The sequence below is a fragment of the Methylobacterium currus genome (assembly GCF_003058325.1).
Lineage (GTDB): Bacteria > Pseudomonadota > Alphaproteobacteria > Rhizobiales > Beijerinckiaceae > Methylobacterium > Methylobacterium currus.
Genome location: NZ_CP028843.1, coordinates 6,001,003 through 6,021,635 on the forward strand (window position 1 = coordinate 6,001,003; position 20,633 = coordinate 6,021,635).

The 20,633-nt window shown below is 71.9% G+C and carries 23 protein-coding genes and 1 pseudogene; 14 read left to right on the forward strand and 10 right to left on the reverse strand.

Annotation, left to right across the window (positions count from 1 at the left end; translation table 11 throughout):
- Positions 1-32: 32 nt before the first annotated feature.
- Together DA075_RS27485 and DA075_RS27490 are read left to right on the forward strand one after the other, a co-directional pair.
- Entirely contained in the window at positions 33-1,112 is a 1,080-nt protein-coding gene (locus DA075_RS27485) for an MlaD family protein (protein WP_099955928.1), read from the forward strand.
- A 119-nt stretch (positions 1,113-1,231) separates the two neighbouring features.
- Entirely contained in the window at positions 1,232-1,831 is a 600-nt protein-coding gene (locus DA075_RS27490; protein WP_099955929.1) for an ABC-type transport auxiliary lipoprotein family protein, read from the forward strand.
- A gap of 337 nt (positions 1,832-2,168) precedes the next feature.
- On the opposite strand, the gene DA075_RS27495 is transcribed toward DA075_RS27490, so the two are convergent.
- From DA075_RS27495 to DA075_RS27510, 4 genes are all read right to left on the reverse strand, one after another.
- Positions 2,169-2,789: a helix-turn-helix domain-containing protein gene (locus DA075_RS27495; RefSeq protein WP_099955930.1), complete on the reverse strand. Its 621-nt coding sequence runs from the start codon at positions 2,787-2,789 to the stop codon at positions 2,169-2,171.
- 194 nt (positions 2,790-2,983) lie between these two features.
- Entirely contained in the window at positions 2,984-3,817 is an 834-nt protein-coding gene (thiD, locus tag DA075_RS27500; RefSeq protein ID WP_099955931.1) for a bifunctional hydroxymethylpyrimidine kinase/phosphomethylpyrimidine kinase, read from the reverse strand.
- Positions 3,814-4,518, reverse strand: a complete 705-nt coding sequence (gene thiE / locus DA075_RS27505) for a thiamine phosphate synthase (RefSeq protein WP_099955932.1) — start codon at positions 4,516-4,518, stop codon at positions 3,814-3,816. Before thiE ends, thiD begins: the two co-directional genes overlap by 4 nt.
- Before the next feature lie 132 nt (positions 4,519-4,650).
- On the reverse strand, positions 4,651-5,634 hold the full coding sequence (locus tag DA075_RS27510; protein WP_099955933.1) for a DMT family transporter: 984 nt from the start codon (positions 5,632-5,634) through the stop codon (positions 4,651-4,653).
- A 266-nt stretch (positions 5,635-5,900) separates the two neighbouring features.
- On the opposite strand from DA075_RS27510, the gene DA075_RS27515 reads away from it, so the two are divergent.
- Both DA075_RS27515 and DA075_RS27520 read left to right on the forward strand, forming a co-directional pair.
- Positions 5,901-6,800, forward strand: a complete 900-nt coding sequence (locus DA075_RS27515) for a UDP-2,3-diacylglucosamine diphosphatase (protein ID WP_099955934.1) — start codon at positions 5,901-5,903, stop codon at positions 6,798-6,800.
- Positions 6,797-7,900 carry a glycosyltransferase family 4 protein gene (locus tag DA075_RS27520; RefSeq protein WP_099955935.1) on the forward strand — a complete coding sequence of 368 codons (1,104 nt, stop codon included), beginning with the start codon at positions 6,797-6,799 and terminating at the stop codon, positions 7,898-7,900. Before DA075_RS27515 ends, DA075_RS27520 begins: the two co-directional genes overlap by 4 nt.
- 148 nt (positions 7,901-8,048) lie before the next feature.
- Here the strand turns inward: DA075_RS27520 and DA075_RS38435 are convergent.
- From DA075_RS38435 to DA075_RS27530, 3 genes and pseudogenes are all read right to left on the reverse strand, one after another.
- Positions 8,049-8,639: pseudogene (locus DA075_RS38435) on the reverse strand (MFS transporter); the annotation flags it as partial.
- Positions 8,640-8,663: 24 nt separating this feature from the next.
- A complete protein-coding gene (locus DA075_RS37775; RefSeq protein WP_244936396.1) occupies positions 8,664-8,876 on the reverse strand; it encodes a hypothetical protein in 213 nt (70 codons plus the stop codon).
- Positions 8,877-8,976: 100 nt separating this feature from the next.
- Positions 8,977-9,420 carry a DUF488 domain-containing protein gene (locus DA075_RS27530; protein WP_099955936.1) on the reverse strand — a complete coding sequence of 148 codons (444 nt, stop codon included), beginning with the start codon at positions 9,418-9,420 and terminating at the stop codon, positions 8,977-8,979.
- A gap of 202 nt (positions 9,421-9,622) precedes the next feature.
- Between DA075_RS27530 and DA075_RS27535 the strand changes: the two genes are divergently transcribed.
- From DA075_RS27535 to DA075_RS27545, 3 genes are all read left to right on the forward strand, one after another.
- Positions 9,623-10,483, forward strand: coding sequence for a glycoside hydrolase family 25 protein (locus DA075_RS27535; RefSeq protein ID WP_414468076.1), 861 nt, complete (start codon positions 9,623-9,625; stop codon positions 10,481-10,483).
- A 132-nt stretch (positions 10,484-10,615) separates the two neighbouring features.
- On the forward strand, positions 10,616-11,545 hold the full coding sequence (locus DA075_RS27540) for a diacylglycerol/lipid kinase family protein (protein WP_099955937.1): 930 nt from the start codon (positions 10,616-10,618) through the stop codon (positions 11,543-11,545).
- Positions 11,542-12,387, forward strand: a complete 846-nt coding sequence (locus DA075_RS27545; protein WP_099955938.1) for a metallophosphoesterase family protein — start codon at positions 11,542-11,544, stop codon at positions 12,385-12,387. Before DA075_RS27540 ends, DA075_RS27545 begins: the two co-directional genes overlap by 4 nt.
- Before the next feature lie 10 nt (positions 12,388-12,397).
- On the opposite strand, the gene DA075_RS27550 is transcribed toward DA075_RS27545, so the two are convergent.
- Positions 12,398-13,339 carry an alginate O-acetyltransferase AlgX-related protein gene (locus DA075_RS27550; protein WP_099955939.1) on the reverse strand — a complete coding sequence of 314 codons (942 nt, stop codon included), beginning with the start codon at positions 13,337-13,339 and terminating at the stop codon, positions 12,398-12,400.
- A gap of 85 nt (positions 13,340-13,424) precedes the next feature.
- Between DA075_RS27550 and DA075_RS27555 the strand changes: the two genes are divergently transcribed.
- The 5 genes from DA075_RS27555 to DA075_RS27575 all read left to right on the forward strand — a co-directional run bounded on the left by DA075_RS27555 (position 13,425) and on the right by DA075_RS27575 (position 17,005).
- A complete protein-coding gene (locus tag DA075_RS27555) occupies positions 13,425-13,937 on the forward strand; it encodes a 2'-5' RNA ligase family protein (protein WP_099955940.1) in 513 nt (170 codons plus the stop codon).
- The gene (locus DA075_RS27560) at positions 13,937-14,677 is read left to right on the forward strand and encodes a phosphatase PAP2 family protein (RefSeq protein WP_099955941.1); all 741 of its coding nucleotides are present in this window, start codon (positions 13,937-13,939) and stop codon (positions 14,675-14,677) included. Before DA075_RS27555 ends, DA075_RS27560 begins: the two co-directional genes overlap by 1 nt.
- Before the next feature lie 78 nt (positions 14,678-14,755).
- On the forward strand, positions 14,756-15,529 hold the full coding sequence (locus DA075_RS27565) for an enoyl-CoA hydratase (RefSeq protein ID WP_099955942.1): 774 nt from the start codon (positions 14,756-14,758) through the stop codon (positions 15,527-15,529).
- Position 15,530: 1 nt separating this feature from the next.
- The gene (locus DA075_RS27570) at positions 15,531-16,487 is read left to right on the forward strand and encodes a threo-3-hydroxy-L-aspartate ammonia-lyase (protein ID WP_099955943.1); all 957 of its coding nucleotides are present in this window, start codon (positions 15,531-15,533) and stop codon (positions 16,485-16,487) included.
- Positions 16,484-17,005 carry a prolyl-tRNA synthetase associated domain-containing protein gene (locus DA075_RS27575; protein ID WP_099955944.1) on the forward strand — a complete coding sequence of 174 codons (522 nt, stop codon included), beginning with the start codon at positions 16,484-16,486 and terminating at the stop codon, positions 17,003-17,005. The genes DA075_RS27570 and DA075_RS27575 overlap by 4 nt, the downstream gene beginning before the upstream one ends.
- 120 nt (positions 17,006-17,125) lie before the next feature.
- On the opposite strand, the gene DA075_RS27580 is transcribed toward DA075_RS27575, so the two are convergent.
- Complete coding sequence (locus DA075_RS27580) at positions 17,126-17,494, reverse strand: winged helix-turn-helix transcriptional regulator (protein ID WP_099955945.1); 369 nt, start codon at positions 17,492-17,494, stop codon at positions 17,126-17,128.
- 135 nt (positions 17,495-17,629) lie between these two features.
- Between DA075_RS27580 and DA075_RS27585 the strand changes: the two genes are divergently transcribed.
- A complete protein-coding gene (locus DA075_RS27585; RefSeq protein ID WP_099955946.1) occupies positions 17,630-18,238 on the forward strand; it encodes an NAD(P)-dependent oxidoreductase in 609 nt (202 codons plus the stop codon).
- A 2-nt stretch (positions 18,239-18,240) separates the two neighbouring features.
- Here DA075_RS27585 and meaB read toward each other — a convergent pair whose 3' ends face one another.
- On the reverse strand, positions 18,241-19,218 hold the full coding sequence (gene meaB, locus DA075_RS27590) for a methylmalonyl Co-A mutase-associated GTPase MeaB (protein ID WP_099955947.1): 978 nt from the start codon (positions 19,216-19,218) through the stop codon (positions 18,241-18,243).
- A 213-nt stretch (positions 19,219-19,431) separates the two neighbouring features.
- On the opposite strand from meaB, the gene DA075_RS27595 reads away from it, so the two are divergent.
- Positions 19,432-20,454: an alpha/beta hydrolase gene (locus DA075_RS27595; protein ID WP_099955948.1), complete on the forward strand. Its 1,023-nt coding sequence runs from the start codon at positions 19,432-19,434 to the stop codon at positions 20,452-20,454.
- Positions 20,455-20,633 lie beyond the last annotated feature (179 nt).

The following is a 20,633-nucleotide window of genomic DNA, read 5'->3' on the forward strand; positions in this document are numbered from 1 at the left end:
CCGCCCCGCACGAGCATGGAAACCGTTAAGGCATGGAAACCCGCGCCAACAACGTCCTGATCGGCGCCTTCACGCTGGCGGTGATCGCACTCGGCTTCGCCTTCGCGTTCTGGTTGCGCGGCAGCTCCGCGAACCAGGCCCGGATGCCGGTGCGCATCGTGTTCTCGGGTGGCGTCGGGGGCTTGGCCAAGGGGGCGGTCGTCACCTTCAACGGCATCCGGGTCGGCGAGGCGACCGACGTCCGGCTGCTGCCGCAGGACCCGCGCCGGGTGACGGCGATCATCGAGGTCAATCGCGGCACGCCCCTGCGCGCCGACACGCGCGCGCGCCTCGACATGACGATGCTGACCGGCGTCGCCTCGATCGCCCTCGTCGGTGGCAGCGCCGATGCCCCGCCGCTCGCGCCGACCAACAACGATCCCGTTCCGACGATCTTCGCCGACGCCTCCGACATCCAGGACCTCATGGCCGCGGCCCGCACCATCGCGCAGCGCGCCGACGACATGCTCCAGCGCCTCGACCGGGTGGTCGCCGGCAACGAGGGCGCGATCAACCGCACGCTCGCGAATGTCGAGCGGTTCTCGAAGACGCTCGGCGACAGCGCGCCGGCCCTCGACGCCCTGACCAAGGCGGTGGACGGCCGCAAGCTCGCGAGCCTGATCGACAATGCCGACAGGTTCTCGGCCGCCCTCGCCGCCGCCTCGCCGGACGTCCAGGCCGGCATGCACGACGCGCGGGCGCTGGCGGGCAAGCTCAACGCCTCCGCCGACCGGCTCGACGCGGTGCTGAAGGGCGCCGAGGGCTTCCTCGGCTCCGCCGCGGGCGATGCCGGCAAGAGCACCTTCGCCGAGGTGCGCGACGCCGCGATCTCGATCCGCGAGGCGGGCCGGGCCTTCCGCACCATGTCGGAGAACCTCGACAAGCGCACCGCCACCCTGACCCAGAGCGTCAGCCGCCTCAGCGGCACCGGCCGGCGCGAGGTGCAGACCCTGGCGACCGATGGCCAGCGCACCCTCAACAGCCTCAACAGCGCCGTGCGCAACATCGAGCGCGACCCCTCGCAGGTGATCTTCGGCGGCAAGCCGTCGTTGCCCGAATACAACGGTCGCTGATCATGTTGCGGTGCGGCCTCGCCGCGGTTGCACCCGCGCGCCCGGCCGGGCGTTGTCCGTCCGTCTTCGGTCAAGCTTCCGGGCCTGTCCCGGTCCCGCCTTCCGGTCCGCCCGCTCCCATGCTCCTCAAGGTCCCTTCCCCGCGTCATGCTCCCGGCCTGCTGGCCGTCGGTCTGGCCCTCGTCCTCGGCGCCTGCGGCAGCGGCGCCGTGCCGACCACCTTCGACCTCACCGCCCTGCCGGGCGCGGCCCGCAGCGGCGCGGCGCGGCGCTCGATCGTGGTGGCGGAGCCGGTCGGGCTGCAGCCCTTCGAGGCCGACCGGATCATCGTGCGCGAGCCCGGCGGCGCGGTGTCCTATCTCGGTGGCGGCCAATGGGCGGACCGGCTGCCCCGGCTGGTCCAGACCCGGCTGATCCAGAGCCTCGAGAACGCCAACCGCCTCAAGTCGGTCAGCCGCCCCGGCGACAAGGTCGCGGCCGACACGGTGCTGATCACCGAGCTGCGGTCCTTCGACATCCATGCGGGCACCCGCGAGGCGGTGGTCGACCTCTCAGCCAAGCTGATCCAGGAGAGCACCGGCACGGTCGTGGCGGCCAAGGTGTTCCAGGCCCGCGTCCCGGTGGCGGAGGTGAACGCCGGGGTGGCGGCGAACGGCCTCGACCGGGCGTTGTCGCTGGTGCTGGCGGATCTGGTGCGATGGATCAACGCCGGGGGTTGAGCTTGCCCGCTCCCGCCGGGAGCGTGCCGTATCCCTCCGTCCCATCCTCGACCTCGTCCTGAGGTGCCGGCCGATCGACGATCGGTTGGCCTCGAAGGAGGGCACGGGAAGTCTCCGAAATCACCGGTGCCCCTTTCGACGCTGCCGCAAGCGTCAGCACCTCGGGATGAGTTCGAGCGTTGGGAGAGCGGTTCGGAGGCCGTAGGAGGGCGGTGACCACCGGGGTCGCCGGGAGGGCCGGTCAAGCGCCGCGGGCCGACATCGACGCGCCGAGGAAAGCCGGTGTCGTCGAGCGGGGCCCGGAGAGGCGGGTCAGGCCGCCTGAATCCTCAGGCCCTCACTCCATCACAGCCGCCTTCATGATCACCACCATGAAGGCCCGCCCCGTCCCCTCGCTGACGCAGCGCACGGTGTGGGGCCGGTCGCAGCGGTAGCGCAGGGTCTCGCCGGCCCGGGCCCGCTGCACCGCGCCGGCCACGTCGACCTCGAACTCGCCCTCGGTGACCGACAGGCACTCGACCGAGCCGCGCTGGTGGGCATCGGAATCGAGCACCCCGCCGGGATCGGCCGAGAGGTCGTACCATTGCAGCCACTCGACGGTCTTGATCCAGCCGATGATGGCGAGCCGCATCCGGCCGTCATCGGAGACGAGGATCGGCGTGTCGGCCCGGGACGACTTCTCGATGAAGGGTTCCTCGTCGCCGGTGGCGAGCACCCGCTCGATCGAGACGTCGAGGGCCTGGCTCAGGCGCCAGATCGTCGCCAGCGTCGGGTTGGTCTCGTTGCGCTCGATCTGGCTGATGATCGACTTCGCGACGCCGGACTGTTCGGCCAGTTCCGACAGCGACAGGTTATAGGCCTTGCGCAGGCGCTGGATGGTCTTGCCGAGCTGCCCCGACAGCACCTGCGCCCCGGTCATCAGATCCTTGGGGCGTTCCCGCCCCCGCTCGACGCCCATCGCCCGCCCTTGAATCCCACTGAATCACCGCGCAGCGTTCCGCAATCCGAACGCCCGTACGCTCCATCAAACGCAATCGCCCGGAGCGCGCAAGAGTTCATGCGGCCGCGCGGGCCGATTCCGGCGGGATGACGCATCGCTGCCCGGGGCTTGGCCGATCCCTTCGAAAGGGGCCGTTCGACGGCGCCACCGTCTCAGCTCCACCAGGCGTGGAAGTGGTGCACCGGCCCGTTGCCGTGCCCGACCCGCAGCCGCTCCGACGCGGCGAGCGCGGCGGTCAGGTACGTCTTGGCCTCCCGGGCTGCGTCTGGCAGAGCCAGGCCGCGGGCGAGACCGGCGGCGAGGGCCGCCGAGAGGGTGCAGCCGGTGCCGTGGGTGTTGCGCGTCGCGATCCGCGGGCCTTCGAGGCGCAAGATGCGGTCATCCGGCCCGACCAGGAGATCGACGCTCGTAGGCCCCGCCCCGTGGCCGCCCTTCATCAGCACCGCGCGGGGGCCGAGCGCCAGGAGGCGCCGCCCCTGGTCGAGCATCGCCGCCTCGGTGCCGGCGACCCCCTCCCCGAGCAGCACCGCGGCTTCCGGCAGGTTCGGCGTCAGCACCGCGGCATGGGGCAGGAGCTTGCGGCGCAGGGCCTCGACGGCGTCGTCGGCGAGCAGCCGGTCGCCGCTCGTCGCCACCATCACCGGATCCAGCACCAGGGGCAGGCCGGCGGCGTAGCGGGCGAGGTTTTCCGCCACCGCGGCGATCACGGCCGAGCGCGACAGCATGCCGATCTTCACCGCCCTCACGTCGAGGTCGGTGAAGACGCTCTCGATCTGACGGGCGACGAATTCCGGGTCGACGTCGTGGATCGCCTGCACGCCGCGGGTGTTCTGGGCGGTGAGCGCGGTGATCACGCTGGCGCCGTAGACGCCGAGGGCCGAGAAGGTCTTGAGGTCGGCCTGGATGCCCGCGCCGCCGCCGGAATCCGAACCCGCGATCGTGACGGCGATCCTGCCGGACCCCGATATCGTCCCGAGCCCGCTCATGCCGCGCCTCTCGCCGCGAGGGCCCCGTCGATCACGGCGCGCAGGTCGCGCGCCCGCGCCTCGACGTCGCGGCCGGTGCCGAACAACGCCGAGATCAGCGCGATTCCGTCCGCGCCCGCCCCGATCGTCGCGGCGGCGTTGCTGCGGTCGATCCCGGCGATCGCCCCGACCGGCAGGCCGGCGCCGCGGGCGAGGCGCGCCCGGAAGACGATGCGGTTGAGCCCGTCGAGCCCGACCGGCGGGTCCGGGTTGTCCTTGCTGGTGGTGGAAAAGACGCCGCCGATGCAGGCGTAATCCACCGGCAGCCGGTAGAGCTCGTCGGCCTGGGCGGCATTCTTGACGGTGAGCCCGACGATCGCCCCGCGGGGCAGAAGCCGCTTAGCGTCGGCCGGGTGCAGGTCCTCCTGGCCGAGATGCACGCCCTCGACGCCGGCGGCGAGCGCGAGATCCACCCGGTCGTTGACGAGGAGCGGCACGCCGCTCCCCTGAAGCGCCGCGTGGATCCGGCGCAGGCGCGCGACGGTCTCGCGGGCGTTGGCAATGGTCTTCTCGCGGTATTGCAGCAGGGTGCAGCCCCCGGCCGCCGCCTCCGCCGCCATCCGGGCGAGGTGATCGGCGTCGCCGCCGCAGACCCCGACATCGAGGAGGCCGTAGAGCCGCAGATCGACCGGCACGGCCGCGTGCCCACCGTCAGGCTTCACGGGCGGGCTCCCGGTGCGGGCGGGCGGGGGCGTGCGGGCATGGAGCGCTTCCCTGCTGGGCCCGGGGCTGCGGGCCGATATGCATGCCCCCCGGAGTAAGGGCGAGCGAGCGCGGGCGTCAACGGCCCGTGATCAGCCGGCCCGCGCCCCTCCGGCTGCCGCCTCGCGGGCCCGCTCCACCACCAGGCGCCGCTCGCGCCAGACCACGAACACGCCGGCCGCCGCCACGATGCCGCCGCCGAGCGCGATCGAGGCCGTGGGGAGCTGGCCGAACACGAACCAGCCGATCAGCACCGACCACAGCATGGTGGTGTACTCGAAGGGCGCGACCAGCGAGGCGTCGCCGTGGCGGTAGCTCTCGGTGAGCAGGATCTGGCCGATGCCGCCGAGGACGCCGACGACCACGAACAGCGCCAGATCCGACCAGCCGGGCATCCGCCAGCCCAGGACCAGGGTCGAGAGGCCGAGGAGCGAGGTGAACAGGAAGAAGTACAGCACGATGGCGCCGGTGCGCTCGGTGCCGGTGAGCTTGCGCACCTGGATCGTCGCCGCCGCCGAGCAGCCCGCCGCCAGGATCGCGAACAGCGCGCCCGTCGACCCGCCACCGCCGGCCCCGCCGAATTCGAGGTGCGGGGCGAGCGTGATCAGCACGCCGAGGAAGCCGACGGAGACGCCGGCCCAGCGATAGGCCTGGACCCGCTCGTGCAGCACGATCGCGGCCAGCACCACCACGAGGAGCGGCGAGGCGTAGCCGATCGCCACGGCGTCGGAGAGCGGCAGGAACGAGAGGCCGGCGAAGCCCGCGAACATGCCGCAGGCGCCGATGATGCTGCGCAGCACGTGGCCCTTGAGGTTCCGGGTCGCCACCGCCTCCCGCACGCCGCCCTGCCAGCGCAGCCACATCAGCAGCGGCGCGATCGCGATGAAGGAGCGGAAGAACACGATCTCGCCGGTCGGGAACCGGTCGGCCAGCGTCTTGACCCCGGCGGACATCAGCGTGAAGGCGAGGGCCGACAGAACCTTGAGCCCGATGCCGAGATAGGGCCGGGCGGCCGCGCGCCCCGACGCGCCAGATCCGGTGACCGACCGGCCGGGGACGACGAGGGGGGCTGCCATGGGCGGGGCGCTTTTCTCAAGGTCGGGAAAGTGGCCGCGGCCGCGGGAACGCGACGGGGCAATGGTTCAGAACCACGAATCGCCACGGCCGAGGTAGAGGCCGGTGCGGGCGCCTGACCTGCGCAATCCGCATGATGTGGATTAAGCCTCCGCAAACGAATTCGAGTCCCGATCCCCGGCCAAGGTTCCGTGTGCGACGTCCACGTCATCAAAGTGATACGCGAATAGGGTTTGGCTGGCGCGAGACGCCGCCAAGGAGATTGCACGTGGCCGAGGACGCCGACGCGCTGCGCGTGCGAACCCTGTTCCTCTCGGATATCCATCTGGGGACCAAGGGCTGCCAGGCCGAGCTGCTGCTCGACTTCATGCGCGAAGTGGATGCCGACGAGATCTACCTGGTCGGCGACATCGTCGACGGCTGGAAGCTGCGCTCGGGCTGGTACTGGCCGCAGGCGCATAACGACGTCGTGCAGAAGCTGCTTCGGAAGGTGCGCAAGGGATCTCGCCTGGTCTACGTGCCGGGCAACCACGACGAGTTCCTGCGCGACTTCCTCGACATGCATTTCGGCGGCATCGAGATCCAGGATCAGGTGCTGCACGAGGCGGCGGACGGCAAGCGCTACCTCGTCATCCACGGCGACCAGTTCGATCTCGTGGTGCGCCATGCCCGCTGGCTGGCTCTGCTCGGCGACGGCGCCTACACGGCGGCGCTGTTCGTCAACACCCATCTCAACTGGGTGCGCCGGCGCCTCGGCCTGACCTACTGGTCGCTGTCGGCCTGGGCCAAGCTGAAGGTGAAGAACGCCGTCAACTTCATCGGCCGGTTCGAGGAATTCCTGATCGCCGAGGCCCGGCGGGCCGAGGCCGACGGGGTGATCTGCGGCCATATCCATCATGCGGCGAGCCGCATGGTCGGCGACATGCACTACCTCAACACCGGCGACTGGGTGGAATCCTGCACGGCGGTCGTCGAGCATTACGACGGCACGATGGAGGTGATCCGCTTCGCCGAGTGGAAGCGCGCCCACGCCGAGGCCCCCACGCCCCTCACCTCGCGCAGCCGCCCGGCCACCCTGGTCGAAGAGCTGGCGCCCGCCGCGCGCAACTCCCTGCCCGCCTCCCCGGCCCCCGGCGCCGGCCCTCACAGCACCCGGGCCGTCGCGTGAGGCTCCTCGTCGCGACCGATGCCTGGCACCCGCAGGTCAACGGCGTCGTCCGCTCCCTCGAGCACATGGTCGCGGCGGGGCGCCGGCGTGGCCACGACCCGGTGATGCTGACGCCCCTCGAGTTCGCCAGCGTGCCGCTGCCGGGTTATTCCGAGATCCGGCTCTCCCTGGTCACCGCCCGCGGCGTCGCGGCCCGCTTCCCGAGCCTCGCCCCGACCCACGTCCACATCGCCACCGAGGGGCCGATCGGGCTCGCCACCCGCCGGGTCTGCCTGGCGCAGGGGCGCCCCTTCACGACCAGCTACCATACCCGCTTCCCCGAATACCTCGCCGCCCGCCTGCCGGTGCCGGAACGCTGGAGCTATGCCTGGCTGCGCCGCTTCCACGGCGCCGCGAGCGGCACGATGGTGAGCACGCCCTCGCTGGAGCGCGACCTCGCCGGGCGCGGCTTCACCCGGCTGATGCGCTGGACCCGCGGCGTCGACACCGACCTCTTCCGCCCCCGCGACGGCGAGGCGCCGCCCGACGCGCTCGCCGGTCTGGCCCGGCCGTTCTTCCTGTTCGTCGGGCGGCTCGCCGTGGAGAAGAACGTCGAGACCTTCCTGCGCCTCGACCTGCCCGGGACCAAGCTCGTCGTCGGCGACGGGCCGGACCGGGCGCGGCTGTCCGGCATCGATCCCGGCGCGCGCTTCCTCGGCACCCTGACGGGCGAGGCGCTGGCGCGGGTGTATTCCGCGAGCGACGTCTTCGTCTTCCCGAGCCTGACCGACACCTTCGGCATCGTCCTGCTCGAGGCGCTGGCGAGCGGCCTGCCGGTGGCAGCCTACCCGGTGACCGGCCCTCTCGACGTGATCGGCGGCACCACGGTCGGAATTCTCGACCCCGATCTCGGCGCCGCGGCCCGCGCGGCGCTCGCGATCCCGCGCGAGGCCTGCCGGACGGAGGCCCTGCGCTACACCTGGGAAGCGAGCGCCGACCAGTTCTACGGCAATATCGAGGCCGCCCATGCGGATGGCGCGACGGCGCAAAGGCGCCGACGGATCGGGTTGCCGCTGCCGGGCGAGGCGCCGGCGCCGCTGCCGCGGGTGGGTGAGAGATAATGCAGCCGGGCACCGCGCAGGCGGGCTGCCTTCGGCGCCCGACCCCGGGATGCGTGCGGCGCGATCGCGCGCGCCGCTGTGATTCGACCCTCAGCGCGAGGCTCGGCCGTGGTTCCTGCGCCACGCGACGGACCCGCGGCCGCAAGCTGAACAGGAGGCCGAACGCCACCACCGAGATCGCCAGGACCAGCCACGGGGCGGCATGGGGACCGGCCCTCGTCACGATGGCGGCGAAGACCGGGGGCGCGGCGGCGAAGGAGAGGTTGAGCGGCACCGCCAGGCGCGCCGAGGCGCGCGCATACGTGCCGGAGGGGAAGATCTGCAACGGGAGCGTGGCGCGGGTGATGGCACCGACGCCGCTGGCGACGCCGTAGAGCGTGGCGAAGAGCATGGCGCCGGCGAAGGTGCTGGTCATCAGCAGGACGACGAAGCTCAGCGGGAACAGTGCATAGGCGGCGAGGCCGAGGACGAAGCCCGACCAGCGCCGGCCGCCGAGGACATCGACCATGCGCCCCGCCCATTGGGCGATGCCGATGAAGGAGGCCGCCGCCAGCGCGCCGGCATGGTTGAGCCCCGCGGCCTCGAACAGGATGATGAAGGTGAGGGCGAAGCCCCAGGTGAAGAAGCCGCTCGCCGCGAAGCTCAGGGCGAGAAGGATGAAGCGCGCCCGGTCGATGCGGGCGGGCTCGGCGGTTCTCCGCGCCGGGTCGTTTCCCCGGCCGCCGCGCGAGCGCCGCATGCAGCGGCACGCAGACGAGCAGCATCAGGACACGTGGGCCAGCGTCGTCGCGCGCCAGCCCCATTGGGCCTGCAGGAGCCCCGGGGCCTGCAGGAGCCCCGAGAGCGGCCAGACGATCGTCGAGGTCAGCCCGCCGGCCAGGACCAGCACGCCGAGCGCCTGGCGCGCCGTCCCGCCGGCGATCTCGGTCACGCAGAGGGCGGCGACGGCACGGGCCGTCGGTGACGGGATGAGCATCGGAGGAAAATGATCGCACCGGGGACGCCGGCATGGTGCGGCGTGGCGGTTCATGGGTCCAGTCGAATCGGCGAGCAGCACCGAGGGCGGCGCTCGCGCCTTACGCGAACAGGTCCACCACCTCGAACCCCCTCCCCGCCAGCCGCTCGCTCAGGACCCGCCGGTGGCATCTTTCCGGGTCGCGCTCGAAGCAGAGCAGGCAGGTCGGCCCGACGGCGGCCAAAGCCGCCAGCTCGTCGAGGGCAGCCTCGCCCGTGGCCGTGTCCAGCACCTCGTCGCAGTAGATCCGCCGCATCAGCCCGGCATCGTGCGCGCGGGCCGCCTCACGGCCGGCCTTCGGCGTGCCGAGGCTGCGCAGATGCGCGTAACCGATCCCGGCCTCGGCGAGGCCGGCCGCCAGGGCGCTCTTCGAGAAGCCGCGCTTGCGCGACAGGGCCACCGCCCGCACATCGGCCAGGGTCGCCACGCCGGCATCGCGCAAGGCGGCGGTGAAGCGCTCGGAGTCCGCGCCTTCGTAACCGATGGTAAACAGAACCTTGGCCATTCCCCGCCCCGACAAACATCTTTTCCATCCAGGGCTTATGCCCGATGGACGAGGTCGGGGCGAGCCTCGCGGCTGCCCTACGTGGCTTATTGGCCACGCGTTTCGAAATTCCGTTCAGATCCCGTCAAGCTTCCATTAACCGGCCCCACCGCATCGAATAGCCATAGTGTTCCGCGTCAAGTCAGGCCGCGCCCCGATGCCGATGGAGTCGACGATCCCCTCCGCCCCGTGGTCCTCCGTGGTGTCGCGCGGCGTCCGATGGAGCAAGCGCGCGCTGGCGGCGGCCAGCCTCGCCGCGCTGACGGCCTGCGCCGGCGGGGGCGCCGACTTCTACCCGACCAAGGGCGACGTGAAGCCCCATCCGGGCGTCGCCCGGGCCAAGAACCATCCGATCCAGGGCATCGACGTCTCGAAGTGGCAGGGTCCGATCGACTGGACCTCGGTGCGGGGCGCCGGCACCCAGTTCGCCTACATCAAGGCGACCGAGGGCGGCGACCATGTCGACGAGCGCTTCCGCGAGAACTGGGACGGCGCCGGCCGGGCCGGGGTGCCGCGGGGGGCCTACCACTTCGTGTTCTGGTGCCGCTCGGCCAAGGACCAGATGGACTGGTTCAAGCGCAACGTCCCCAACGACCCGACCGCCCTGCCTCCGGTCCTCGACGTCGAGTGGAACGGCCACTCGCAGACCTGCCCGAAGAAGCTGCCGAAGGCCCAGGCCCTCGCCATGACCGAGTACATGCTGCGGGAGATGGAGGCCTATACGGGTAAGCGGCCGATCATCTACACCGACATCACCTTCCACAAGGACGTGCTGGAGGGCGAGCTGCCGGATTACCCGCACTGGGTCCGCTCGACCGCGGCCGAGCCGGAGCAGCGCTACGCCAACCGCGACTGGATGCTGTGGCAGTTCACCTCGACCGGGCGCGTTCCGGGGGTGCGCGGCGACGTCGACCGCAACGCCTTCTACGGCTCCAAGGCCGAGTGGGCCTCGTTCCTGGCCACCGACTGCGATCCGCGCCACCATCGCCGGCTCTCGGCGGCGGGCCTGTGCACCGAGAAGTAAGTCCGGCGATGCCGTGACCCAAGGCGCCGAAGCCCGGCCCGCGGCGCGCGGCCGGGCTTCGTACTGCCATCCGCCTGAGACACGGGCCCGGCATGTTGCCTGGGCGGCGCCTTCGCCGCCCGGGACGATCGCGTGACGACACAGAGTGGTAAGGCGCCTGCCCGCCGGGTCGTGCTGGTGGCGAATGTCGCAGCAGGCTCCCTCGTCGACGGCGGATTGACGCCCGAATTCCTGCGCGGACGGCTGGAAGCGGCGGGCCTCGCCGTCGTGCCGGAGCCGCGGCCCGACGCGCCCCTGCCCGAGCGGCTGAAGGCCGCGGCCTCGGTCCCGGGCATCGACGCGGTCGCCGTGGCGGGGGGCGACGGGACGCTGGCCTGCGCGGCGCAAGTCCTCACCGGACAGGACATTCCCCTCGGCATCCTGCCGCTCGGCACCATGAACCTGCTGGCCAAGGACCTCGGGCTGCCCCTCGACCTCGATGCGGCGGTGGCAGTTCTGGCGACCGGCACCGCGCGCGCGATCGATGCCGGCGAGGTCAACGGCCACGTCTTCCTGATCAACTCGGTGCTTGGCATGCCGGCCCGGATGGCACGCCACCGCGAGGCGAAGCGGGGCCGGATGGGCCTCCTCGATGGGCTGCGGATGGTCGCCGGCCTGCTGCGCCATCTCGGCCGCTACCCGCGGGAGCGCGCCACGCTGACCCTCGGCGGCGGGACCCGGCGGGTGCGGTTCCGGGCACTCGCGGTGGTCTGCGGCGATTACCGGGAGGAGCTGGGCCAGGTTCTGTCGCGGGCGGGCGTCGACGGCGGGCACCTCACGCTCTACCTCGTCGAGACCCTGTCGGCGGCGCGGCTCGTGCGCCTCGGGCTCGGCTTCGCAATCGGCGAATGGCGCCGCCTGGCGGAGCTGGAGCGGCACGAGACCGACGCCCTGACCCTCGATGCCCGCAAGACCCTGCGGGTGATGAATGACGGAGAGGTCGTGCTGATCGCCCCACCCCTGCGCTACCGGCTCCACCGCAACGCCTTGCGGGTCCTCGTGCCGGCGGAGGATCCCCGGTGAGGCGGATCGCCCATATCTCGGACCTGCATTTCGGCCGCACCGACCGGGCGGTGGTGGAGGGCCTGGTGGCGGAGCTGAACCGCGACCACCCGGATCTGATCATCATCTCGGGCGACTTCACCATGCGGGCCCGCACCCGGGAATACCTGGAGGCGAAGGCCTTCCTCGACCGCTTGCCGAATCCCTGGATCGCCGTGCCGGGCAACCACGACATCTCGCCGTTCCGGCTCTGGCAGCGCTTCTTCCATCCGTTCCGGCGCTACCGCCGCTACGTCGCGCCGGAGACCGAGCCGGTCTTCCAGGACGACGAGATTGCGGTGATCTGCCTCAATACCGTGCGGACCTGGGCGCCGGAGACCGACTGGTCGCAGGGCAAGATCACCCGGGCGCAGATCAAGCGCACGGAAGGCCGCCTCGACGCCCTGCCGCCGGGCTTGTTTCGCATCGTGGTCGGCCACCACCCCTTCATGCCGCCGCCCTGGGACGAGGAGGCACGCCTGGTCGGCCGCGCCGACGAGGCGCTCGACGCCTTCCGGCGCTGCGGCGTCGGCCTGACGCTGGCCGGCCACCTCCACCGCGGCTATGCCCGCTTCGCCGAGCCGACCCCGGACGGCCCGAAGGCCGAGATCGACCGGCCGGAGGCCAAGGCGAGCGCCCGCAAGCTCCTCGCGGTCCAGGCCGGCTCCGCCACCTCGACCCGACTGCGCGGCAACGAGCCCAACGCCTATAACCGCATCACCGTCGCGGACGGCGTCGCCACCGTGCAGGTGCGGCTGTGGACCGGGACGGATTGGTGCGACGCGGCGGAATCGGGCGCGGCGCGGTGTGCGGCGGAGGAGTGAGGGACGCCGCTCAGATCCCGGCCTCACCGCTCTCCCGCCCGTCGCGACGCCGCACGCCCTCCGCCTCGACGTCGAAAAGGTCGGTCGGCACCCGGGCCAGGAAGCGTTCCGCCACCTCGACCACCAGCAGGTGCGGGCGCACCCGCTCGACGTAAGACCAGTCGAGGCTGGCCGACCAGACGAAGTGCAGCTCGCGAAAACTCTCGGCGAGCAGCCCGGTCAGGAAGATCGGGTGGAAATGCGAGCAGGAATCGCCGAACAGCATCAGGGTCCGGGGATCGGCGGCCGGGCTCTCGTTGCGGAAGACCACGTGGGCGCCGACATGCAGGTCGGCGGCCTTGCCACGGGCCTCGTAAGCCCCGACCAGCGGGTTGGCGTAGACCCGCACGGCGTCGCGCTGGACCTCGTAGACCCGCATCGTCTCGCGCAACGGCGGATCGAACTTAGCCCCGAGGTCGCGCACGCCGTCATGGTCGTGGAATGGGCGCGCTGCGAGATCGGCCGGCGGCGCGGCGCCGAGCGCCCGCATGATCTCCCCGTAGGCGAGGCGGCAGCCCTCCTGGCTCCAATGGGTGTCGGTGCGCAGGTACAGCGGCGGCTCGGCGTCCCGCGCCGCCCGCAACGGCCCGACGAGATCGATCCAGGCCCGGGCCGCGGGCGAGCGGGCGAGGCGCGCGCCCAGGCGCCGGGCCGGCGACAGGGCGGCGTCCAGGGGAAGGCCGTCGAGCCGGTCGTCGTAGATGCTCAGCTTCTCCGGCACCACGACGTGGAAGGCGCGGATGCCGAGGCTTGCGGCCTTGGCGGTGCGGGCCTCGACCAGCCGGCGCCAGCGCCACAGCCGCCAGGCCATCCTCACGCTCGCTCGGTATTGCTGGCGCACCCGGTTGGTGCCGCCGGTCAGGAAGAGCCAGCCATCCCGGCCGAGATGGACCATGTCGGTGCTGTCGCGCATCCGCGCCGTGTAGCGGGCTTGGCTTCAGCTGAACAGCGCCGCCGGCCCTGGCCATTCCCGAAGCCCGCGCCATTTCGCCGGGAGCATGCCGCAAGACCCCCTGATCCTCACCCTGGAGCTCGACGAGGCCGCCTTCGCGGAGTTCGACGGCCAGCGCCGCCGCTACTTCCCGCCGGCCCTCAACCGGATTCCGGCCCACGTCACGCTCTTCCACCACCTCCCTGGCGAGGAGGAGCGCGGCATCGTCGAGACCCTGGCGGCGGAGGTGCGGGCGGAAGGCCCGCTGCCGGTCAAGGTCGCGTCCCTGCGCTTCATCGGCCGCGGCGTCGCCTACGCGCTCGAGTCGCCCCGCCTGTCGTCCTTGCGCGGTCGGCTCGCCGCAGGCTTCGCGCCCTGGCTGACGCCGCAGGACCGCCAGGGCTACCGGCCGCACGTGACGGTGCAGAACAAGGTCGCGCCGGAGGAGGCCCGGGCGCTCCACCGCGAGCTCGGGGCCGCCTTCGTGCCGCGGGAGATCACCGGCACCGGCCTCCTGCTCTGGCGCTATCTCGGCGGCCCGTGGGAGGCCCGCGGCCGGTTTCCGTTCGGGGGCGCGTGATGGTCGAGATCCCGTTCCGGCGCCATGCCACCGCGGTCTGGCTGCGCCTGCGCCTCAACGAGATCGGGCCGCTCGCCTCGCTGCTCGCCGTCAGCCTGTTCGGTTTCGGGTTCCTCAAGCTCGCCGACGAGGTGCGCGAGGGCGGCTCGTTCGGCTTCGACGACCGGCTGCTGCTGGCGCTCCGCGTGCCCGGCGACCTCGCCCAGCCGATCGGGCCGCACTGGCTGCCGGAGACGATGCGGGACATCACCGCCTTCGGCAGCGTGTTCGGCATCGTCTACGTCACCGCCTGCGTGGTGCTCTACCTCGCGGTCACGGCGCGGCGGCGCGCCGCCCTGTTCGTGCTGGTGGCGGTGGGCGGCGGCGAGATCCTGTCGACGGGGCTCAAGCTGTTCTTCCGCCGCCCGCGGCCGGACCTGGTGCCGCACGGCATGGAGACCTTCACGGCGAGCTTCCCGAGCGGCCACGCCATGCTGTCGGCGATCGCCTACCTGACGCTGGCGATCCTGCTCGCCCGGGTCGAGCGCTCGGGCAAGGTCAAGGCCTTCGTGATGGGCCTCGGCGTCGTCACCACGCTGCTGGTCGGGATGAGCCGGGTCTATCTCGGGGTGCATTGGCCGAGCGACGTCCTCGCCGGCTGGTGCGTCGGCGCCGCCTGGGCGTCCCTGTGCTGGTTCGTCGCCCTCCAACTCCAGCGCCAGGAGGTGGTGGAGGCGCCGGATCCGCCGCCGCCGGGCTGACGCCGACGGCCTGGGCGAACGCTTGCGCGCCGCGTCGCCCTCCCCTAGCCAAGCAGGGAAGAGGATCGGGAGAACGCCGTGGCTTACGAAAACATCCGGGTCGAGACGCGCGGGCGGGTGGCGCTCATCACCCTGCACCGTCCGGCGGCGCTGAACGCCCTGTGCAACGCGCTGATCGCCGAGCTGAACCACGCCCTCGACGGCTATGAGCGCGACGACGGCATCGGCTGCATCGTCATCACCGGCTCGGAGAAGGCGTTCGCCGCCGGCGCCGACATCCGCGAGATGCAGGACCGCACCCATCCCGAATTCTACATGGCCGATCCGTTCGGCGAATGGGACAAGGTCGGCCGGCGCCGCAAGCCGATCATCGCCGCGGTGGCGGGCTACGCGCTCGGCGGCGGCTGCGAGCTGGCGCTGATGTGCGACTTCATCCTCGCCGCCGACACCGCGAAGTTCGGCCAGCCCGAGATCAAGCTCGGGGTGATCCCCGGCGCCGGCGGCACGCAGCGCCTGACACGCGCGGTCGGCAAGGCCAAGGCGATGGATCTCTGCCTCACCGGCCGGATGATGGACGCGGCCGAGGCCGAGCGCTCCGGCCTCGTCGCCCGGGTGATCCCGGCGGCCGACCTCCTCGACGAGGCGATGAAGGCGGCCGAGACCATCGCGTCGATGTCGCTGCCCTCCGTGATGGTGGCCAAGGAGAGCGTCGACCGGGCCTTCGAGACCACCCTGACCGAGGGCATCCGCTACGAGCGCCGGGTGTTCTACGGGCTCTTCGCCACCCACGACCAGAAGGAAGGCATGAAGGCCTTCGTCGAGAAGCGTAAGCCCAACTTCGAGAACCGCTGAGATGAGCGTCACTTTCGCCGACGTCGAGGCCGCGGCCGGACGGATCGCCGGCATCGCCCACCGCACTCCTGTGCTCACCTCCCGCACCGCCGATGCGCGGACGGGCGCGAGCCTGTTCTTCAAGGCCGAGCCGCTGCAGCGGGCCGGCGCCTTCAAGTTCCGGGGTGCCTGTAACGCCATCGCGGCGCTCTCGCCCGAGCAGCGGGCGCGCGGGGTGCTCGCCTTCTCGTCCGGCAACCACGCCCAGGCGATCGCCTATGCGGGCGCGCTCCAGGGCGTGCCGACCGTGATCGTGATGCCGCACGACGCGCCCGCCATCAAGGTCGCGGCGACCCGCGGCTACGGCGCCGAGATCGTCACCTACGACCGCTACGAGGAGGACCGCGAGGCGGTGAGCCGCAGCCTCGCCGAGGCGCGCGGCCTCTCGGTGATCCCGCCCTACGACCATCCGGACGTGATCGCCGGCCAGGGCACCGCGGTGAAGGAGCTGATCGAGGAGGTCGGCCCCCTCGACCTGCTGCTCGTCTGCCTCGGCGGCGGCGGGCTCCTCGCCGGCTCGTGCCTCTCGGCCAAGGCCCTGTCGCCGGGGGTCGAGATCTGGGGCGTCGAGCCGGAGGCCGGCAATGACGGCCAGCAATCGCTCGCCAAGGGCGAGGTGGTGCGCATCCCTGTCCCGGTCTCGATCGCCGACGGGGCGCTCACCACGCATCTGGGCCAGCACACCTTTCCGATCATCCGGCGCGACGCGGCCGGCATCGTCACCGCCACCGACGCGCAGCTCGTCGCAGCGATGCGCTTCTTCGTCGAGCGGATGAAGCTCGTGGTCGAGCCGACCGGCTGCCTCGCCGCCGCCGCCGCCTTCGAGGGCGCAGTCCCCGTCAAGGGCAAGCGCGTCGGCGTGATCCTGTCGGGCGGCAACGTCGACCCGGCGGCGCTCGCCCGGCATCTCGCGGCATGAGCGGGGTGACGACGCCGGAGGAGCTGTTCGCCTTCCTGGACGATCTCGGCGTGGCTCACGCCACCGTGGAGCACGTCCCCGTGCACACGGTTGCGGAATCCCGCGACCTCAAGGCGGCGATGCCGGGCGGCCACTCGAAGAACCTCTTCCTCAAGGACAAGCGCGGCCGGCTGTTCCTGGTCGTCGCGGAGGCCGAGGCGCGGATCGACCTCAAGCGCCTGCACGGGCCGCTCGGCGCCACCGGCCGCCTGTCCTTCGGCTCGGCCGAGCTGCTCTACGAGCGGCTCGGCGTGCGCCCCGGCTCGGTGACGCCCTTCGGCCTCATCAACGACCGCGACGGCACGGTCGCGGTGATCCTCGATGCCGGGCTGATGGCGCACGACCCGGTCAACTTCCACCCGCTCCACAACGGCGCCACCACGGCAGTGGCGCCGGGTGACCTGATCCGCTTCCTGGAGGCGACGGGGCACACGCCACGGGTGATGGTGCTGCCGGAGCCGGCGGACGAAGCCGCGTAGGCGCTCCGGATCACGCTCCGCGAACCCCGTTCCCCCGGGCTCGGAGGAAGGCCGCGTGGCAGGCGGCGTCCTGGGTAAGAGCCAGCCCGCCGAGCCGGGGTCTCGCTGCGCAGGGTGCCGTCACGCCGCCCCCGCCTCCTGCCGCGCCGCCGTGATCGCGGCGTGGTTCTCGTCCGCCCACCGGATCAGCGCCCGCATCGGGTCGAGGAACGAGTGGCCGAGGGGGGTCAGCCGATACTCGACCCGTGGAGGCACCTCCGCATGGACCTCGCGTAGCACGAAACCATCCTGCTCGAGGCGACGCAGGGTCTTCGACAGCATCTGCTTCGAGATGTCGCCGATCTCGCGCTCGATCTGACTGAAGCGCTTCACGCCCGGCTCCAGCGTCGCCAGCACCAGCAGGCTCCACTGGTCGCCGATCCGGTCGAGGACGTCGCGGATCGGGCAAGGATGCCCCAAGGTCACAGCCCGCTTCTTCCCGTCGAGCAAAGGTTTTCTCCGATGGTCATTGCGCGCTGACCTGGTCCCGAGCCGGTGACGTCTTGCGCACCCCGTCGCGGCGGTCTAGCTCTGTCCTCGGTCTCGAATATAGACCAGATCGCCAAACCAAACCAAGAGAGTCTCATGGCCAAGGTTGCCGTCATCGGCGCGACCGGGAACGTCGGCTCGCGCCTCGTCAACGAACTGGTCGCGCGGGGCCACCGCGTCACCGCCATCGCCCGCCATCCCGCGCCGGCCGCCTCGCCGCTGGTCGAGCCGGTCGCCGGGGATGCGGGCGATCCGGCCGGGCTCGCCCGCCTGCTCGCCGGTCACGACGCGGTGGTCAGCGCGGTGCGCTTCGGCCTCTGCGACCCCGCGGCATTGATCGGTGCGGTGCGGGAATCGGGTGTCACGCGCTACCTCGTGGTCGGCGGCGCCGGCTCGCTCGAGGTCGCACCGGGCCGGCGGCTGATCGACCAGCCCGATTTCCCCGACGCCTATCGCGAGGAGGCGACGAGGGGCGTGGCCTTCCTCGATGCCCTGCGCGCCGTCAGCGACCTCGACTGGAGCTTCCTGTCGCCCTCGGCCCTGATCGAGCCGGGCGAGCGTACCGGCCGGTTCCGCCTCGGCGGCGACCAGCTGCTCGTCGGCGAGGGCGGCAGCCGCATTACCTACGAGGACTACGCCGTCGCCCTCGTCGACGAGATCGAGCGGCCCGCCCATCTCCGCCGACGCTTCACCGTCGGCTACTGACGCTACAGGCCGACCGTCTCGGCGATCAGGTCGGCACCGGCGGCGGGCGAGCGCTCGCCCGCCGCCACCATCCGCTCGGCCTCCGCCGTCCGCCGGCGCACCTCGGCGCTGCCGGTGAGGCGCTGGTGCAGCCGCTCGTGGACGAGGGCCCACATCCATTTCACGTCCTGCTCGCGGCGCTTGGCGGCGATCTCGCCGGTCGCGGTGAGCTTCCGGCGGTGGTCGAGCACAGAATCCCACAGGGCGTCGAGCCCCTGGCCGGAGAGGCCCGAGATCGTCGTCACCGGCGGCGCCCAGGTGGCGCTCGCCGGGGTCAGGATGTGCAGCGCCGCCCGGTACTCGGCGGCGGCGGCCATGGCGCGGCGCATCCCCTCCTCGCCGTCGGCCTTGTTGACGGCGATCATGTCGGCGAGTTCGAGGATGCCCTTCTTGATGCCCTGCAGCTCGTCGCCGGCGCCGGGCAGCATCAGCACCAGAAAGAAGTCGGTGAGGTCCGCGACCGCGGTCTCGGACTGGCCGACCCCCACCGTCTCCACCAGCACCACGTCGAAGCCGGCGGCCTCGCACAGGAGCATCGTCTCGCGGGTCTTGGCGGCGACGCCCCCGAGGGTGCCGGAGGAGGGCGAGGGCCGGATGAAGGCGTTCGGATCGACGGCGAGCCGCGCCATCCGGGTCTTGTCGCCGAGGATCGAGCCGCCGGTGCGCGACGAACTCGGATCGACCGCCAGCACCGCGACCTTGTGGCCCCGCGCCGTCAGGCTCGCGCCCAGCGCGTCGATGGTGGTGGATTTCCCCACCCCCGGCACGCCGGTGATGCCGACCCGCACCGCCTTCCCGGCATGCGGCAAGGCGGCGTCGAGGAGTTCGCGGGCGGCGCTTCGATGGTCGGCCCGCTTCGACTCCACCAGCGTGATGGCGCGGGCGAGGGCGGCGCGGTTACCGGACAGGAGCTGGGCGAGGTCGGGGGCCGGAACGGTCATGACAGCGTTCTGCCGGCTCGTCGCCCGTCCGTCGAGGGCCCCGGCTGTGGACGAAGGGCGGAAGACGCGTGACCTTCGGGCAACAGCCGGGGCTTTGCCCGGGGGCGACGCGCCATTGTGCCGTGGCACGACGCGCCACGGCCACGATCATGCCGCATCACCGGCCTGAATGCGCAGGCGACAGCCGGCCGCGCCGGTGACGAGTGGGACGACATGACAGCGAACGCCGCGCCGACGCGCCGGGGCCTGGCCCGCCTCGGCCTCTCCGCCCTCGCCAGCCTGTCGCTGGGCGGCTGCCTCGGCGGCGGCCTGATCGGCGACTCGGCGGGCCCGGAGAAGCAATCGGCCCTCGACGTCAGCCCGGTGCTCCTCGTCGCCACCACCCGCCGCCCCGCCGATCCCGCCGGCCGCCCGCCCTACTTCACCGACCAGCGCGGCCGCGGCCTCGCCTTCGCGACCGTGCGCCTCGCCGCGCCCGACCGCTCGCTGATCGGCAAGGTTTCGTCGGTGGTGACCGGCGACTGGCGCATCGCCTCGGCGCCGCGGGTGGTGACCGGCCCCGAGGCCGCCACCGCCTTCGCGGAAGCCGCGCTTGGCCGCGACGTGCTGCTCTACGTCCACGGCTACCGCGAGTCGTTCGAGACCGCGGCGGTGAGCGCGGCGCAGCTCTCCGACGGGATCCGCTTCCGCGGCGTCTCCGGCCTGTTCACCTGGCCCTCGGCGGGCAAGACCTTCGATTACGGCTACGACCGCGAGAGCGCTTTGTGGTCGCGCGACGCCTTCGAGGACCTGCTGCGGGCGCTCGCGACCGCCCAGGGCGGGCGCATCCACCTCGTCGCCCATTCGATGGGCACTCTCCTCACCCTCGAGACCCTGCGCATGCTGCGGGCCGATGCCGGCGAGGCGGCCCTCGACCGGATCGGCGCCATCGTGCTCGCCGCGCCGGACATCGACATCGACCTGTTCACCAACGGCATCGAGCGTCTCGGCACCGCAGCGCAGAAGATCACCGTCATCTCCTCGACCAACGACCGGGCGCTGGAACTCTCGAGCACCATCGCGGGCGGCGTGGTGCGGGCGGGCGCGGCGGATCGCAGCCGGTTGGAGGCGCTCGGCGTGCGCGTCGCCGACGCCTCGGACTATGGCAGCGGCCTCATCAACCACGACCTCTTCCTGTCGAATGTCGAGGTGCAGCAGGTCATCAAGCGGGCGGTGGCGCGGGCAGACGGGCGATGAGCGGCCGCCGATGGCTTTCTCCGCTTCCTTTGCAGTAAACTAAAAATACAAAAGCGCGGGATCCCTTCTCCCATATGGAAAAGGAGTCGGGGGCGATCGGAGATCGAGCAGGGTGTCTCCGGTCCAGGATAATCCGCTGAGCGTCGCGCTGCGCAGCTCGACATTTCCAGCCTTGTCCG

Coding starts and splice junctions, on each gene's coding strand:
- DA075_RS27485 (WP_099955928.1), top strand. CDS start 33: ATGGAAACCCGCGCCAACAACGTCCTGATCGGCGCCTTCACGCTGGCG.
- DA075_RS27490 (WP_099955929.1), top strand. CDS start 1,232: ATGCTCCTCAAGGTCCCTTCCCCGCGTCATGCTCCCGGCCTGCTGGCC.
- DA075_RS27495 (WP_099955930.1), bottom strand. CDS start 2,789: ATGGGCGTCGAGCGGGGGCGGGAACGCCCCAAGGATCTGATGACCGGG.
- thiD (WP_099955931.1), bottom strand. CDS start 3,817: ATGAGCGGGCTCGGGACGATATCGGGGTCCGGCAGGATCGCCGTCACG.
- DA075_RS27510 (WP_099955933.1), bottom strand. CDS start 5,634: ATGGCAGCCCCCCTCGTCGTCCCCGGCCGGTCGGTCACCGGATCTGGC.
- DA075_RS37775 (WP_244936396.1), bottom strand. CDS start 8,876: ATGCTCATCCCGTCACCGACGGCCCGTGCCGTCGCCGCCCTCTGCGTG.
- DA075_RS27530 (WP_099955936.1), bottom strand. CDS start 9,420: ATGGCCAAGGTTCTGTTTACCATCGGTTACGAAGGCGCGGACTCCGAG.
- DA075_RS27535 (WP_414468076.1), top strand. CDS start 9,623: ATGGAGTCGACGATCCCCTCCGCCCCGTGGTCCTCCGTGGTGTCGCGC.
- DA075_RS27550 (WP_099955939.1), bottom strand. CDS start 13,339: ATGCGCGACAGCACCGACATGGTCCATCTCGGCCGGGATGGCTGGCTC.
- DA075_RS27555 (WP_099955940.1), top strand. CDS start 13,425: ATGCCGCAAGACCCCCTGATCCTCACCCTGGAGCTCGACGAGGCCGCC.
- DA075_RS27560 (WP_099955941.1), top strand. CDS start 13,937: ATGGTCGAGATCCCGTTCCGGCGCCATGCCACCGCGGTCTGGCTGCGC.
- DA075_RS27570 (WP_099955943.1), top strand. CDS start 15,531: ATGAGCGTCACTTTCGCCGACGTCGAGGCCGCGGCCGGACGGATCGCC.
- DA075_RS27575 (WP_099955944.1), top strand. CDS start 16,484: ATGAGCGGGGTGACGACGCCGGAGGAGCTGTTCGCCTTCCTGGACGAT.
- DA075_RS27585 (WP_099955946.1), top strand. CDS start 17,630: ATGGCCAAGGTTGCCGTCATCGGCGCGACCGGGAACGTCGGCTCGCGC.
- meaB (WP_099955947.1), bottom strand. CDS start 19,218: ATGACCGTTCCGGCCCCCGACCTCGCCCAGCTCCTGTCCGGTAACCGC.
- DA075_RS27595 (WP_099955948.1), top strand. CDS start 19,432: ATGACAGCGAACGCCGCGCCGACGCGCCGGGGCCTGGCCCGCCTCGGC.